Annotated in this window: 13 protein-coding genes; 5 read left to right on the forward strand and 8 right to left on the reverse strand. The window is 72.4% G+C overall.

The genetic code is table 11. The annotated features are described in order from the left end of the window. Positions 1–6: 6 nt before the first annotated feature. Genes ACIRG6_RS32880 through ACIRG6_RS32890 form a run of 3 tightly spaced genes read left to right on the forward strand, consistent with a single transcriptional unit; the run spans position 7 to position 2,457 of the window. Positions 7–795 (forward strand): ABC transporter ATP-binding protein, encoded by a 789-nt coding sequence (locus ACIRG6_RS32880; protein WP_364678794.1) that lies wholly within the window; start codon positions 7–9, stop codon positions 793–795. Next, the gene (locus tag ACIRG6_RS32885) at positions 782–1,678 is read left to right on the forward strand and encodes an ABC transporter permease (RefSeq protein ID WP_403325294.1); all 897 of its coding nucleotides are present in this window, start codon (positions 782–784) and stop codon (positions 1,676–1,678) included. Before ACIRG6_RS32880 ends, ACIRG6_RS32885 begins: the two co-directional genes overlap by 14 nt. Before the next feature lie 8 nt (positions 1,679–1,686). Next, positions 1,687–2,457: a sirohydrochlorin chelatase gene (locus ACIRG6_RS32890; protein ID WP_364678788.1), complete on the forward strand. Its 771-nt coding sequence runs from the start codon at positions 1,687–1,689 to the stop codon at positions 2,455–2,457. Positions 2,458–2,464: 7 nt separating this feature from the next. On the opposite strand, the gene ACIRG6_RS32895 is transcribed toward ACIRG6_RS32890, so the two are convergent. Next, on the reverse strand, positions 2,465–3,100 hold the full coding sequence (locus ACIRG6_RS32895) for a mycothiol-dependent nitroreductase Rv2466c family protein (RefSeq protein ID WP_318214928.1): 636 nt from the start codon (positions 3,098–3,100) through the stop codon (positions 2,465–2,467). Positions 3,101–3,178: 78 nt separating this feature from the next. Further along, entirely contained in the window at positions 3,179–3,733 is a 555-nt protein-coding gene (locus ACIRG6_RS32900) for a DUF1697 domain-containing protein (RefSeq protein WP_364678782.1), read from the reverse strand. A gap of 383 nt (positions 3,734–4,116) precedes the next feature. Between ACIRG6_RS32900 and ACIRG6_RS32905 the strand changes: the two genes are divergently transcribed. Then, positions 4,117–6,366, forward strand: a complete 2,250-nt coding sequence (locus ACIRG6_RS32905) for an MMPL family transporter (protein WP_364678779.1) — start codon at positions 4,117–4,119, stop codon at positions 6,364–6,366. A gap of 71 nt (positions 6,367–6,437) precedes the next feature. Here the strand turns inward: ACIRG6_RS32905 and mgt are convergent, their stop codons facing one another. The 4 genes from mgt to ACIRG6_RS32925 are packed head-to-tail and all read right to left on the reverse strand — an operon-like array spanning position 6,438 to position 10,746. Beyond that, positions 6,438–7,640 carry a macrolide-inactivating glycosyltransferase gene (gene mgt, locus ACIRG6_RS32910; RefSeq protein WP_403325297.1) on the reverse strand — a complete coding sequence of 401 codons (1,203 nt, stop codon included), beginning with the start codon at positions 7,638–7,640 and terminating at the stop codon, positions 6,438–6,440. Positions 7,641–7,697: 57 nt separating this feature from the next. Beyond that, positions 7,698–8,981, reverse strand: coding sequence for an ABC transporter substrate-binding protein (locus ACIRG6_RS32915; protein WP_364678773.1), 1,284 nt, complete (start codon positions 8,979–8,981; stop codon positions 7,698–7,700). Next, on the reverse strand, positions 8,981–9,814 hold the full coding sequence (locus tag ACIRG6_RS32920) for a carbohydrate ABC transporter permease (protein WP_403325300.1): 834 nt from the start codon (positions 9,812–9,814) through the stop codon (positions 8,981–8,983). Before ACIRG6_RS32920 ends, ACIRG6_RS32915 begins: the two co-directional genes overlap by 1 nt. Then, positions 9,811–10,746, reverse strand: coding sequence for a carbohydrate ABC transporter permease (locus ACIRG6_RS32925; RefSeq protein ID WP_403325302.1), 936 nt, complete (start codon positions 10,744–10,746; stop codon positions 9,811–9,813). The genes ACIRG6_RS32920 and ACIRG6_RS32925 overlap by 4 nt, the downstream gene beginning before the upstream one ends. Before the next feature lie 278 nt (positions 10,747–11,024). Between ACIRG6_RS32925 and ACIRG6_RS32930 the strand changes: the two genes are divergently transcribed. Next, positions 11,025–11,888 carry a phosphotransferase enzyme family protein gene (locus ACIRG6_RS32930; RefSeq protein WP_364821051.1) on the forward strand — a complete coding sequence of 288 codons (864 nt, stop codon included), beginning with the start codon at positions 11,025–11,027 and terminating at the stop codon, positions 11,886–11,888. A gap of 22 nt (positions 11,889–11,910) precedes the next feature. On the opposite strand, the gene ACIRG6_RS32935 is transcribed toward ACIRG6_RS32930, so the two are convergent. After that, entirely contained in the window at positions 11,911–12,633 is a 723-nt protein-coding gene (locus ACIRG6_RS32935; protein WP_403325304.1) for a 3'-5' exonuclease, read from the reverse strand. A 111-nt stretch (positions 12,634–12,744) separates the two neighbouring features. Beyond that, on the reverse strand, positions 12,745–13,992 hold the full coding sequence (locus ACIRG6_RS32940) for an SAV2148 family HEPN domain-containing protein (protein ID WP_364821054.1): 1,248 nt from the start codon (positions 13,990–13,992) through the stop codon (positions 12,745–12,747). Positions 13,993–14,318: the final 326 nt, after the last annotated feature.

The following is a 14,318-nucleotide window of genomic DNA, read 5'->3' on the forward strand; positions in this document are numbered from 1 at the left end:
ACGACCATGGCCACGACCCTCGCCAAGGCCGCCGACGGCACCGATGCGGCCACGCACGCCGCCCGGATCGAGCACGTCTCGAAGTCGTTCGCGGGCCCCGCCGGACAGCAGCTCGTGCTGGACGACATCACCCTCGATGTCGCGCCCGGCGAGTTCGTCACCCTCCTGGGGGCCTCCGGCTGCGGCAAGTCCACGCTGCTGAACCTGGTGGCGGGCCTGGACAGGCCCAGCGCCGGCGCCATCACCACGGACGGGCGGCCGGCCCTGATGTTCCAGGAGCACGCCCTGTTCCCGTGGCTGACCGCGGGCAAGAACATCGAACTCGCCCTCAGGCTGCGCGGCGTGCCCAAGTCCGAGCGCCGCGACAAGGCCGAGGAACTGCTCGAACTCGTCCGGCTGAAGGGCGCGTACGGCAAGCGGGTGCACGAGCTGTCGGGCGGCATGCGCCAGCGTGTCGCGATGGCGCGCGCTCTCGCGCAGGAGAGCAAGCTGCTGCTGATGGACGAGCCGTTCGCGGCGCTGGACGCGATCACGCGGGACGTGCTGCACGACGAACTGACCCGGATCTGGCGCGAGACGCGGCTGTCCGTCCTGTTCGTCACGCACAACGTGCGCGAGGCCGTGCGGCTCGCCGAGCGTGTGGTGCTGCTGTCCTCCCGCCCGGGGCGCGTCGCGCGCCAGTGGACGGTGGGCATCCCGCACCCGCGCCGCATCGAGGACACCGCGGTGGCGGAACTGTCCGTCGAGATCACCGAAGAACTGCGTGGGGAGATCCGCCGCCATGGCCAGCACTGATACGACCAGCCCGGCGAAGGACGGCGGCGACCTCGCCGGTCTGGAGGCGGGCCTGGACGCACTGGAGACGGTGCAGCAGGGCCGCACGCCGTTCCGGCAGACCTTCGTCGAGAAGATCCTGCCGCCCACCGTCGCGGTGCTCCTGGTGCTGGCGGTCTGGCAGGGGCTGGTCTCGTTCGGCGTCGTCGACGACCCGACCAAGCTGCCCGCCCCGTCCGCCGTGTGGGACGTCGTCCACCAGGCGTGGCTCCAGGGCGAGCTGCTCGGCTACATCTGGACCAGCGTCTCGCGCGGCCTGCTCGGCTTCTGCTTCGCGCTGCTGATCGGCACCCCGCTGGGGCTGCTGGTGGCGCGGGTGAAGTTCGTGCGGGCCGCGATCGGCCCGATCCTGTCCGGCCTCCAGTCGCTGCCGTCGGTGGCCTGGGTGCCGCCGGCCGTGATCTGGCTGGGGCTGAACAACACGATGATGTACGCCGTCATCCTGCTGGGCGCGGTGCCGTCCATCGCCAACGGTCTGGTGTCCGGCGTGGACCAGGTGTCCCCGCTGTTCCTGCGGGCGGGCCGCACGCTGGGCGCGACGGGGCTGAGGGGCACCTGGCACATCGTGCTGCCGGCCGCGCTGCCCGGCTATGTGGCGGGGCTGAAGCAGGGCTGGGCCTTCTCCTGGCGGTCGCTGATGGCCGCCGAGATCATCGCGTCCTTCCCCGACCTGGGAGTGGGCCTCGGCCAGCTCCTGGAGAACGGCCGCAACGCCAGCGACATGGCCATGGTCTTCGAGGCCATCCTGCTGATCCTGATCGTCGGCATCGCCATCGACCTGCTGATCTTCAGCCCGCTGGAGCGGTGGGTGCTGCGCAGCCGCGGTCTGCTGGTGAGGAACTGAGGCACACCATGCACCGTCCGGTCCGCCCCGTCCGTCACGCCCGCCCCGTCCTTCTGGTCGTCGCCCACGGCAGCCGCGATCCGCGGCACGCCGCGACCGTGCACGCCCTGGTCCGCCGGGTCAGGGCGCAGCGCCCGGACGTACGGGTGGAGACCGGCTTCCTGGACTTCAACGTGCCCTCCGTGCAGGGCGTGCTGGAGTCCCTGGCGACGGAGGGGGTGCGGGACGTGGTGGCGCTGCCGCTGCTGCTGACCCGCGCCTTCCACGCCAAGGCCGACATCCCGGCCGTCCTCGCGGACGCGCCGGCCCGGCTGAGGATCCGGCAGGCGGAGGTGCTCGGCCCCTCCCCGCTGCTGCTGTCGGCGCTGGAGCGGCGCCTGTACGAGGCGGGCCTCACGCCTGCCGACAAGTCCTCGACCGGGGTCGTGCTGGCCTCGGCGGGGTCCTCCGACCCGGAGGCGATCGCAGTGATCGCAGAAATCGCGCGGGAGTGGCGGCACACCGGTTGGTGCGCCGTGCGGCCTGCGTTCGCCTCCGCATCCCTTCCCCGCACCGAGGATGCGGTCCGCGCACTGCGTGCCGCCGGCTGCGAACGCGTCGCCGTCGCCCCGTACGTGCTGGCCCCCGGCTTCCTGCCGGACCGCATCGCGCGGGGCGCGGCCGGGGCGGACGTGCTGGCGGACGTGCTGGGCCCGGCGCCCGAGGTGGCGCGGCTGCTGCTGGAGCGGTACGACGCGGCGCGGACGCCGCTGCCGGCGCTGGTGGCGGTCGGCGCCTGACGCGGGCTCAGCCGAACGACAGCGTGCCCGTGCGGGTGCGCTTGAGCTCGAAGAGGTCGGGCTCGCCCGCCAGGACGCGGAAGCTGTCGAAGAGTTCCGCGGCGCGGGTGCCGCGCGGGACGGCCCGCAGAACCGGCCCGAACCACACCGTCCCGTCGACGTGCAGCGTCGGGGTGCCGACGTAGCCGCCCGACTCGGGCTCGGCGCCGGCCTCGTGGCTGCGGCGTACGGCGTCGTCGTACGACGGGTCGTGCGCGGCGGCGGCCAGTCCGGGCGCCAGGCCGAGTGCGGCGAGCGAGTCGGCGACCACCTTGTCGAAGTCCTCGGTGCCCTGCTCGTGGATGCGGGTGCCGAACGCGGTGTACAGCTCGCGCAGCACCTCGTCCCCGTGCCGTTCGGCGGCGGCCACCGCGACCCGCACCGGGCCGAGGGAACGGTCGACGAGGTCCCGGTACCAGTCCGGCAGGTCGTTGCCGGTGTTGTGCAGGTACAGGCTCATCACGTGGAAGCGGAGGTCGAGGGGGCGTTCCCGTTCGACCTCCAGCAGCCAGCGCGAGGTGATCCAGGCGAAGGGGCAGGCGGGGTCGAACCAGAAGTCGACGCGTGCGGGGGCCGTGGTGTCCGTGCGGCTCGCTGTGCTCATGCGGCAACGCTACGAGCCGGGCGGTACAACGTCGCGGCCCAATTCCGCACCGTGTCACTGGTCCAATACGGATGCCGATCAGGACCCGGGCGCGGTCAGTTCCACCAGTTTGACGACCGTGTTCCAGTTGCGGCTGGTGGCGATCACGCCCTTGTTCACGCGGGGCTTGGAGAGGGTTTCGGCGAGCTTGGAGCGGCCCAGGCCGTCCGGCGCGTACAGGTACAGGGCGCGGTCGCCGAGCCGGAACTCCTCGGGGAGGAAGGCGGCCCGGTCGACGGACGCGAAGCGCTCCTCGTCGACCGGCGCCGAGAAGTAGGTGACGTGGAGCTGTTTCGCCTCCAGGTCGGCGGCGGGGAAGGGGCAGGCCTCGGCGACGGCCCGCAGATAGGCGTGGTCGCGCACGATCACGTCCACAGGGAAGCCGAAGTGCTTCTCGATCGTCTGCGACAACTCGGCGGCCAGGGACTCCTCGTCCCCGTGACCGGACGTGAACACGGCCTGCCCGCTCTGCAGATGGGTGCGTACGGCATCGTGGCCGAGGCCCTCCAGGAGCGTGCGCAGCTCGGCCATCGGGACCTTCCTGGCGCCGCCCACGTTGATCCCGCGCAGCAGCGCCGCATACGTCGTCGTCATGCGCACACCATAGAGCGGCCGTCGCGCCCCGTGGGGGTGGGCGCGACGGCCGCGTCCGCCGCGCGGACGTGCGCGCCACTCTCGCCGATCCGGGAGCGGGGTTCAACCACTGCACGCGCCTGTGACTTGTTCAACAACCCTGCGGAAGGAAACCTGGCGGAATCCCTGCCGCCGGGCGCCCCCTGATCACCGCCCCCGAGAGGCCCCGGTAGATGTAAGGGGCCACCGTCCTCCCCAGCGGTGAGAGCGGGCATACGAGGGGATGAGCCGGACCCGCCCCACTTCACCGGTCAGCACGACGAGACGGACTTATCCGGGCCATACCTTCGAATCGGAAGGTGGCGGCAGGGGGCCTCCACCGCAGACGAGGGGGCAAGCCCGTCATGGGGAACGGAGACACACGGGTGCGGGGCATCGCCGCCCGGGCCGGCGGCTGGAGCGCCCGGCACCGATGGGCTGCCGTCGGGATCTGGGTACTGTTCGTCGTCCTGGCGATGGGGCTCGGTTCGGCGGCCGGCCGGGTCGACGTCAAGGACAGCGACCAGATGGGGGGCGAGACGCACACCGCCGCCCGGATCGTCGAGGACGCCGGGATCGACGAACCGGCCAGTGAGAGCGTCCTGATCCAGGCGAAGGACGGGAAGCTGACGGCCACGGACGCCGAGTTCCGCGCCGCCGTCACCGCGGTCGTCGCGGCGGTGGAGGGCACCGGGGAGGTCACGGGGGTGACCTCCCCGTACGAGGCGAAGACGATCTCGAAGGACGGCCGCAGCGCGCTGGTGCAGTTCGACATGCGCGGCGAGGCGGACACCGCGGGCGAGCGGGTCGAGCCGGTGCTGAAGGCCGTCGAGGGCGTCCAGAAGGACCACGGGTCGCTGCGGATCGAGGAGATCGGCGGCGCCAGCATGATGAAGACGTTCGACGACGCGTTCGGCGACGACTTCCAGAAGGCCGAGTACTCCGCGGTGCCGGTGGCCCTCGGCATCCTGCTCGTCGCCTTCGGCGCGCTGGTGGCCGCGCTGGTGCCGGTGGCGCTGGCGATCACCGCGATCGTGGCGACGATGGGCCTGATGGGCCTCGTCAGTCACTTCCAGCCGATGAGCGACACCGCCAACTCCGTGATGCTGCTGGTCGGTCTTGCCGTCGGCGTCGACTACTGCCTGTTCTATCTGCGCCGTGAGCGCGAGGAGCGGGCCGCCGGCCGGGACGCGCAGACCGCGCTGCGGATCGCCGCCGCCACCAGTGGCCGGGCGATCGTCGTCTCCGGTGTGACGGTGTGCGTGGCGATGGCGGGCATGCTGTTCACCGGCATCGCCGAGTTCGAGGCGATGGGTCTGGCCTCGCTGATGGTCGTCGCGGTCGCCATGGTCGGCTCGGTGACGGTGCTGCCGGCGCTGCTGTCCCTGCTGGGCGAGCGGGTGGAGAAGGGGCGCGTCCCGTTCCTGCGCCGGCGTCAGCGCCGGGGCACCGAGGAGGGCAGCCGGTTCTGGACCGCCGTGCTGCGGCGCGTGCTCGCCAAGCCGGTGCTCGCCGCCGCCGTGGCGGTCGGCGCCCTGCTGGCCGTCGCCGCCCCCGCCGTCGGCATGAAGACGCAGAACCTCACCCTGGACCAGGAGTTCGGCGACTCGCTGCCCATCGTGCAGACGTACAACCGGGTCAACGACGCCTTCCCCGGCGGCTCCGATCCGGCCGAGGTGGTCGTCAAGGCCGACGACATCAACGCGCCCGAGGTGCGGGCCGCGCTCGCCGACTTCCGGGAGCGGGCGGTCAGTTCGGGTGCCTCGCGCGGACCGGTCGACATCACCATGCACGACGAGCAGAACGTCGCCCTGGTGTACGTCCCGCTGGTCGGCGGTTCCGACCAGGACAAGGCGGGCGAGAGCCTGGACAAGCTGCGCGACGACGTACGGCCCGCCACGCTCGGCACGGTCGACGGCGTCGAGGCGCCGATCACCGGGCAGGTGGCCGGCAACAAGGACTTCAACGACCAGCTCGTCGGCTCGGTGGTGCCGGTCTTCGTGTTCGTCGTGGTCTTCGCCTTCCTGCTGATGCTGCTGTCGTTCCGCTCCCTGACAGTCGCGATCACCTCGATCGTGCTGAACCTGCTGTCGGTGGGCGCGGCGTACGGCATCCTCGTCGCCGTCTTCCAGCACGGCTGGGGCGCCTCGCTGGTGGGCGCGGAGGGGGTCGGCGCCATCGTCACCTGGCTGCCGCTGTTCCTCTTCGTGATCCTCTTCGGCCTGTCGATGGACTATCACGTGTTCGTGGTCTCGCGGATCCGTGAGGCGCGGCTGCGCGGCCGGACCACCAGGGACGCGATCCAGCACGGCGTGGTCACCACGGCCGGGGTCGTCACCAGCGCCGCGGTCATCATGGTCGCCGTGTTCGCCATCTTCGGCACGCTCTCCATGCAGTCCATGAAGCAGATGGGCGTGGGCCTGGCGGCGGCGGTGCTGATCGACGCGACCGTCATCCGGGGCGTGCTGCTGCCGGCCGTGATGTCCCTGCTCGGCGAGCGGAACTGGTACCTGCCGAAGTGGCTGCACCGGCTGCCGGATCTCACCCACGACGAGGCACCCGAGGCGGTCGCTCCGCCGGCCCGGGACGACGAGGGCGAGCGGGTCGGCGTCTGAGCGGCCCGGGAAGAGGTGAGGGCCCGTCGGTTCCGGGGGAACCGACGGGCCCTTCGCCGTCACCGGTGCGGTCAGGACCGCGCCGCCGCCAGCTCCGCCTCGATCAGGTCGGCCGCCCGCCGGGTGCCGCCCTCCTGGGCCATCTGCTCCTGGACCTCCTTCAGGCGCGCGGCCACCTCCGGATCGTCGACCAGGGCGAGGGCGGCGGTGCGCAGTGCCTCGGCGGTGGTGTCCTCGGTGGGCAGGTGCCGGGCCACGCCGAGGGCCTGGAGCATGTCCGCGTTGCCGAACTGGTCCACGGCCTGCGGTACGGCGATCATCGGTGTGGCGGTGGCCAGGCCCTCCTGGCTGCCGCCCGCGCCCGCGTGGGTGACGAACAGGTCGGCCTCCTTGAGGACCGCCAGCTGCGGCACCCACGTCCGCACGTCCACGTTCGCCGGTACGTCACCCAGCTCGGCGCGGTCGACGTGCTTGCCGACCTGGAGCACCAGGTGCCAGCCGGGCAGGTCGCCGAACGCCTCGACGCACTCCCGGTAGAACGCGGGCCGCTTGGTGAAGGAGGACCCGAGGGAGACGAGCACGACCTTCTCGGCACCGTCGGGACGGCGCCAGTCGCCCTCGGCGGCACGGTCGCCCTGACAGGCGCCGACGAAGGTGTGCACCGTCTCGTCCACCCGGTCGGCGTTGGGCTGGAGCGCCTTCGGGATGAGCACCAGGGAGCGGGCGGGGCGGCCGACGAACGGGTCGGGGTGCTGAGTGATCCCGTTCTCCTCCAGCCAGGCGTGGAAGCGGGCGTAGTAGGCCCGGCCGCGCTCGGTCTTCCGCGGCTCCTCCCACATCGGCTCGGCGACCTCCCGCTCGTAGCCCTCCCAGGCGACCAGGTTCGGCGAGAGGGAGACGGCGGGCACGCCCCAGCGGTGGGCGAGGACACGGGCCGGGTAGGAGGTGATGTCGTGCAGGACCAGGTCCGGCTCGTCCCCCTCGTACGCCTCGATGAGCTGGGGCAGCGCCTGGACGGCGTCGTTCAGGAACGGCTCGACGTTGTCGAGCAGGGTGGTGCCCCACGCCTCGGGGTCGTCGTCGGGGCCGGGCAGCGTGCTGTTCCACGGTTTCGGTTCGGCGCCCGTCTCGGCGACCTTCTCCGCGAAGAGCGGCGGGATCGCGTAGGTCACCCGGTGCCCCCGCGCGACGAGTTCGCGGATCACCTCCAGGCTGGGGTTCACGTGGCCGTGCGCGGCGATGGAGAACATGGCGATGTGGGCGCGACTGGTCATGCCGCGACCGTATGCGAGACGATACGTCTCGTGCAAGCTGTTTACCCGTACGCCGCGTCAGCGCTGGTAGCGGGCGAGTACGAGGTTGCCGTCCTCCTCCAGCCTCTCGCGCAGCTCCTCCATGCCGATCGCCCCGCTGTAGTACTCCTGGAGCGCGGGGGTGGCCACCTTGTCCTTCCACTCGGCGTAGCCGCGGACGGACTGCGCGGGTGCCGGGCGCAGGTGGGCGGCGAGGGCGGTGCCGGTGGCCCAGCCGTTCTCGGGCGTGTGCAGGGCGGGGTCCGCCAGGGCCCGGGTGCCGGTGGGCAGCATCCAGTCGCCGAGGGCGAGACGGACCATGTTGTCCGGCTGGAGGAGGAAGTCGACGAACGCGGCGGCCTCCTTCTTGTGCGGGCTGTCCTCGGCGACGGACAGCGTCTGCGGGCTGACGCCCTGGGCGAGCCCGTCGGCGCCGGCCGGGGCGGGCAGGACCTGCCAGTCGAAGCCCTCGGGTGCCTGCTGTGCGATCTGCTGACGGTAGGAGAAGCCGAGCGGCACCATCGCGTACTTGCCCGCGAAGAAGCCGGGCAGGGTGTCGGAGCCGCCGCTGCCCAGGGTGGACGCGGAGGCGCTGCGGTCGCGGCCGACCTGGTCGTGGACGGTGCGCGGCACCACCTGGTCGGCCTCCTCGAACCGGACGGTGACCTTGCCGTCCGCGTCGCGGTGGAACAGCTTCCCGCCGGTGGACAGCGACAGGTTGAGCGTGGCGGACACGGGCTCCTTGAGCGGCCAGGCCACGCCGTACTTCCCGTCGCCGCTCAGCCGCTTTGTCACCTGCCGGAACTCCGGCCAGGTCCAGGGGTGTCCAGGTGTCGGGATCCGGACGCCGGACTCCTCCAGCAGGGCCCTGTTGGCGATCAGGACGCGGGGTTCCTGGAGGAACGGCACGCCGTAGACGCCGTCGCCGAAGGTGACCGTCTCCCAGCCCGGCCGGGGGATGTCGTTCTTCAGCCGCTGGGGCAGCAGGTCGGTGAGGTCGGCGAGGTAGCCGCCGTAGGCGAAGTCCGCGAGGTCGTCGGAGGCGTCGTGGATGATGTCCGGCGCCTCGCCGCCCTCGAAGGAGGTGAGGAGCTGGTCGTGGACGCTGTCCCAGCTGCCCTGGACGTACTCGACCCGCACGTCCGGATGGGCCGCGTTCCACTCCCGCACCAGTTCCTTGTTGGCCTTCACGGACTCCTCCTGCCAGGCCAGGGACTGGAACCGCAGGGTGATCCGGCCGTCGTCGGCGTCGCCGCCCGCGCCGGTGCAGGCCGCGAGCAGCAGGACGAGCGCGACGAGCACGGCGGTGGTCCTGGTGCGCATCAGCTCTTCACCGCCCCGGCGAGCATGCCGCCCGTGATCCGCCGCTGGATGAGCGCGAAGACGACCAGTGAGGGCAGCGTCGCGAGGAAGGCCGCCGCCGCCAGCGGGCCGAGGTCCGCGACGCCCTCGGCGCCGATGAAGTGGGTGAGCACGACCGGCAGTGTCTGTTTCTCCGGTGTCTTCAGCAGCACCAGCGCGAAGAAGAACTCGTTCCACGCGGTGATGAACGCGAACAGCGCCGTCGCCACGATCCCCGGTGCGAGCAGGGGCGCGGTCACCGAGACGAGGGTGCGCAGCCGCCCGGCTCCGTCGACCGCCGCGGCCTCCTCCAGCTCGGCGGGTACGGCGCGGACGTATCCCGCGAGCATCCACAGCGCGAACGGCAGCGACCACACGACGTACACCATCACCAGCCCGGCCACGGAGTTGATCAGCCGCAGGTTCTTCAGGACCAGGAAGAGCGGGATGATCAGCAGGACGAAGGGGAAGGCCTGGCTGACCACGACCCATCCGGTGGCCGCCCTGGTGAGCCGGCCGCGGTGCCGGGCCATGACGTATGCCATCGGCGTCGCGATCAGCACGGCGATCACGGCGGCGCCGAGGGCGGCGACCAGGGAGTTGAGCGCGGCGCGCAGCAGCGGCTGCTCGTCGAAGGCCTGGCGGAAGTTGTCGAGGGTGGGGTTCTCCGGGATCCAGGTGGGGTGGAGGCTCGCCAGCTCGCGGGGCGGTTTGAACGCGGTGGAGAGGAGCCAGAGGAACGGGAAGGCCAGGAAGACGAGATAGGCGAGCAGCGCGGCGTACTGGCCCACGCGGGCTCCGGTCGAGGTCCTCACGCGTCGTCACCTCCCCTGAGCCGGCCGACGAGGAAGACGGCCAGCAGGACCGAGATCACGGCCACCATGACGCAGCCCATCGCCGCCGCGTAACCGAACTGCCCGTAGCGGAAGGCCTCCTCGTAGGCGAAGAGCATGGGCAGCCGGGTCCGGCCGCCGGGGCCGCCGCTGGTCAGCACGTAGACCAGGGCGAAGGAGTTGAAGTTCCAGATGAGGTTGAGCGCGGTGATGGCGAGCGCGACCGGTTTCAGGGCGGGCCAGGTGACCGTGCGGAAGCGCCGCCAGGCACCGGCGCCGTCGACCGCCGCGGCCTCGTGCAGCTCGCGCGGGGTGTTCTGCAGGCCGGCGAGCAGGGCGACCGTGGTCTGCGGCATGCCGGCCCAGACGCCGACGACGATCACGGCGGGCAGGGCCGTGGCGAGGCCGCTGAGCCAGTCGCGGCCGTCGCCGAGACCGAGGTCGCGCAGGGTCTCGTTGAGGATGCCGGCGTCCGGGTTGTAGACCAGCCGCCACATGATGCCGACGACGACCTCGGGCATCGCCCAGGGGATGATCGCCAGGGCGCGGGCGAGCCAGCGCAGCCGCAGGTTCTGGTCGAGCAGCAGGGCGAGGCCGAGCGCGAGCAGGAACTGCGGCACGGTGACGCCGACCGCCCACACCAGTCCGATGCGGAACGACTCCCAGAACAGCGTGTCGTGCAGCAGGTCCTGGAAGTTCAGGGTGCCGATCCACTGGGTGGGCTCGGTCCGGCCCGACTGGGCGTCGGTGAACGCCAGCAGGATGCCGTGGAGCAGCGGTCCGACGCTGAGCACCAGGATGGGGATCAGCGCGGGCAGCACCAGGAACCAGGCGCCGTGGCCGGGTCCGCGCCGTGGCCGGTCCCTGCCGGGCGCGTGGCGCGCCGGTCTCCTCACCTCGGTCACCGATGTCACGTGGTCAGCCCCTTCGCGCGGCTCGGACGGGCCTGGTCATGGTCGTGAAGGCGCTGTGCCCCGTCAAGAGACCGCGCACACGCTCCCACCTGTGCGAATGCGACACTGGCCGACGGATGGCGGGATCCCGACGGTGGACGCGCACGGCTGACGTGTGCCGGCCCCCGGCGGAGACCCGGGCCCGTCCCCGGCGACCGCACCGGCTCAGGCGCACCGTGCCTGCCCGGGCGACGGCGGGGGCGGTGACGACGGACCAGGACGGACACGGAGGGCGGACGATGGACGAGGCACGGGCGCGGGAGGTGCTGGCCGCGGCGGAGGTGCTGCCCGGTGCGGCGCGGGAGGCGCGGCTGCTCGCCCTCGGCGAGAACGCGGTCTTCGCCGCCGGCGGCCTGGCGGTCAAGGTGGGCCGCGACGCCGAGCTCCTCGGGCGGGCCGGCCGGGAACTGGCCGTCGCGGTGTGGCTGGAGGAGGCCGGTGTGCCCGCGGTGCGGGCGGCCCGGCCGGAGGCGCTGATGGTCGACGGGCATCCCGTGACCGTGTGGCACCGGCTGCCCGACGCCGTGCGGCCCACCGAACCGCGGGACGTGGCCGGGCTGCTGCGGCTCGTCCACGCGCTGCCCTCCCCCTCCTTCGAGCTGCCGCCCCGCGAGCTGCTGGGCGGTGTGGAGCGCTGGCTGCGGCTCGCCGGCGACGCGATCGACCCGGCGGACGCGGCGTATCTGCGCGGGCGCCGCGACGGCTTCGCGACGGCCGCCGCCGCGCTCACGCCGCATCTGCCGCCGGGCCCGATCCACGGCGACGCGCTCCCCCGCAATGTGCACGTCGGTCCCGACGGTCCGGTCCTGGTCGACCTGGAGACCTTCTCCGCCGACCTGCGCGAGCACGACCTGGTGGTGATGGCCCTCAGCCGGGACCGCTACGGGCTGCCCGCCGAGGCGTACGACGCCTTCACGGCGACCTACGGCTGGGACGTGCGCGAATGGGAGGGCTGCGCGGTGCTGCGCGGGGCCCGCGAGACGGCCAGCTGCGCCTGGGTGGCCCAGCACGCGCCGAGCAACCCGAAGGCGCTGGCGGAGTTCGAACGCCGGGTGGCGTCGCTGCGGGACGAGGATCCGACGGTGCGCTGGTACCCGTTCTGACCGGGGGCCCGGCGGGACCGGGTCAGACCGGCTCGCCGGCCAACTCGCGGACCGGCCAGGTCCCGTCGACGACGGCCGTGGCGTCGCCCTTGCGGCGCAGGAAGCCCTGGAAGTCCGCCGCCCACTGCGCGTACCACTCGATCTGTCGGCGGTGCAGCTCCGCCGGGCCGAGGGCGGCGACCTTGGGGTGGCGGCCGGCTATCGCGAAGGCCAGCCGGGCCGCGGCGAGGGCGTCGGCCGAGGCGTCGTGGGCGGCGTCGAGCGGGACGCCGTACTCCCGGCAGACCGCTTCCAGGTTGCGCTTGCCGCGCCGGTAGCGGTCCACGGAGCGGTCGATGGTGTACGGGTCTATGACGGGCGCGGGGTCCAGGCCGCCCAGGCGCTCCCGCAGGGACGGCAGCCCGTGGCGCCGCAGTTCGGCACTGAGCAGGGTGAGGTCGAAGGCCGCGTTGTAGGCGACGACCGGGACGCCCGCCTTCCAGTGGTCCGTGAGGACTCCGGCGATGGCGTCGGCGACCTGGTCGGCGGGGCGGCCCTCGGTGACCGCACGCTCGTTGCTGATGCCGTGCACCGCGACCGCGTCCGCCGGGATCTCCACGCCGGGGTCGGCCAGCCATTCGCGGCGGCCGAGCGGCTCGCCGCCCCTGACCTCGATCACGGCGCCGGCGACGATGCGCGCCTCGCGCGGATCGGTGCCCGTCGTCTCCAGGTCGAAGCCGATCAGCAGCTCCCGGTGCCAGCCCATGGGCGGTCCCCCTCCTCGGTGGTGCGTTCCCCCAGTGGTTCCCACCTTCGCACGGGCCACTGACAATCAGAGGATCGCATTCCGTTTGTGCCGGTCGGCCGGGGCCCGCCTTCAGGACACCGGTCGGGAATCCGCCCACATCTGCTCGAACTCCTCACGGTAGGTGGGGAAAAGTCCACCTTCGTCCACCTGGTCCGACTTCACGACCCTGCCGCCGTTGCGCCCGTTGCGCAGGACGAGCACCGGCGCCTCCATCCCCCGCGTCCGGCGCAGGTAGGACTGCACGACCGCGATGCCGTCGGCGCCGTCCCCGTCCACGAGGTAGGCCGTGAAGCGGGGCGTCTCGTCGAAGACCTGGATCTCGAAGGCCCCTGGGTCCCGCAGCCGGGAACGCACCCGGCGCATGTGCAGGATGTTCGTCTCGACGGCGCGGCTCAGCTCGCCGCGCTTGATGCCCAGTTCGCGCTCGCGGCGTTTGATCGCGCTGGAGGCGGGGTTCAGGAACAGCAGCCGCACCCGGCCGCCGGACTCGGCCAGCCGGAGCAGCCGGCGGCCGGAGAAGTTCTGCACGAGCAGGTTGAGGCCGATGCCGAGGGCGTCCAGGCGGCGGGCCCTGCCGAAGATGTCCTCCGCCGGGAACTGGCGCAGCAGCCGGACCCGGTCCGGGTGCACGGCCACCACGTCGGCGTACCGGTCGCCGACCAGGTCCTCCACCGCGTCGACCGGCAGCCGGCGCGTGGACGGCAGGTCGCTGCCCGTGCCGAGGACCTCCAGCAGCCGTGCCGAGGCCCGTTCGGCCTGGTTCAGGACCGCCTCGGACAGCGCCCGGTTGCGGGAGACGACGTTGCGGGTGACCTCCAGCTCGTCCAGGGCCAGTTCCACGTCCCGGCGCTCGTCCACGTAGGGCTCGAAGCACGGCCAGTGCTGGACCATCAGCTCGCGCAACTGGGGCAGTGTGAGGAAGCTCAGCACGTTGTCGTCCGCGGGGTCGAGGAGGTAGCCCTTGCGGCGGCTGACCTCGCGGACGGCGACGGCGCGCTGCACCCACTCCTGCCCGGCGGGTCCGGCGGCGGCGACCACCCAGTCGTCGCCGTGGACGGGTTCGTAGATCGGCCGCAGGACGGCGGCGACGACCGCGCGCAGCCGCTGCTCGACGAGGTTCAGCCAGATGTAGGCCCGGCCGGCCCGCTGCGCGCGCGTGCGCACCTCGTGCCAGGCCTCGGCGTCCCAGTCCAGTTCCGGACCGATCGCACCCGCGTTCATGGGCCGCGCCAGGGACACCGCACCGGGCGGGACGTCCGTGGAGTTCCCCTCGTGACCCTCGTCACCAGGGGGCAGCTCCAGCCCTCCCGAGCCCACCCGCGCACCGCCTTCCGCTCCCTGGGAGCACTCCCGGTCAGACCCCGTCCAACGATCAAGGAAGGGTACTCCGCGAGCGGTGTGCGGTGCAGCCGGATGGGCAGGCCGGTTTTCCCAACGGCCCTGATCCACGGGCCCGTTCCGGGCACCGGGCCCGGGGTGAGTGAGCGGATTCATAGCGGTGACGTCGTACGGTGCGGACAGGACGGCCGGGAACTCACCGGGAACGGATCGGCGCGCGGTGGGTAAGAGGCACGTGAGTGCTAGGTGGTCGCCTCACTTTCGGGGAGACTCGGAGCCAAGGCGTCCGCACCGGCGCCGCACAC

This window comes from Streptomyces flaveolus, from assembly GCF_044765825.1.
GTDB lineage: Bacteria > Actinomycetota > Actinomycetes > Streptomycetales > Streptomycetaceae > Streptomyces > Streptomyces flaveolus.

Coding starts and splice junctions, on each gene's coding strand:
- mgt (WP_403325297.1), bottom strand. CDS start 7,640: ATGACCAGTCGCGCCCACATCGCCATGTTCTCCATCGCCGCGCACGGC.
- ACIRG6_RS32900 (WP_364678782.1), bottom strand. CDS start 3,733: ATGACGACGACGTATGCGGCGCTGCTGCGCGGGATCAACGTGGGCGGC.
- ACIRG6_RS32905 (WP_364678779.1), top strand. CDS start 4,117: ATGGGGAACGGAGACACACGGGTGCGGGGCATCGCCGCCCGGGCCGGC.
- ACIRG6_RS32885 (WP_403325294.1), top strand. CDS start 782: ATGGCCAGCACTGATACGACCAGCCCGGCGAAGGACGGCGGCGACCTC.
- ACIRG6_RS32915 (WP_364678773.1), bottom strand. CDS start 8,981: ATGCGCACCAGGACCACCGCCGTGCTCGTCGCGCTCGTCCTGCTGCTC.
- ACIRG6_RS32930 (WP_364821051.1), top strand. CDS start 11,025: ATGGACGAGGCACGGGCGCGGGAGGTGCTGGCCGCGGCGGAGGTGCTG.
- ACIRG6_RS32880 (WP_364678794.1), top strand. CDS start 7: ATGGCCACGACCCTCGCCAAGGCCGCCGACGGCACCGATGCGGCCACG.
- ACIRG6_RS32935 (WP_403325304.1), bottom strand. CDS start 12,633: ATGGGCTGGCACCGGGAGCTGCTGATCGGCTTCGACCTGGAGACGACG.
- ACIRG6_RS32890 (WP_364678788.1), top strand. CDS start 1,687: ATGCACCGTCCGGTCCGCCCCGTCCGTCACGCCCGCCCCGTCCTTCTG.
- ACIRG6_RS32895 (WP_318214928.1), bottom strand. CDS start 3,100: ATGAGCACAGCGAGCCGCACGGACACCACGGCCCCCGCACGCGTCGAC.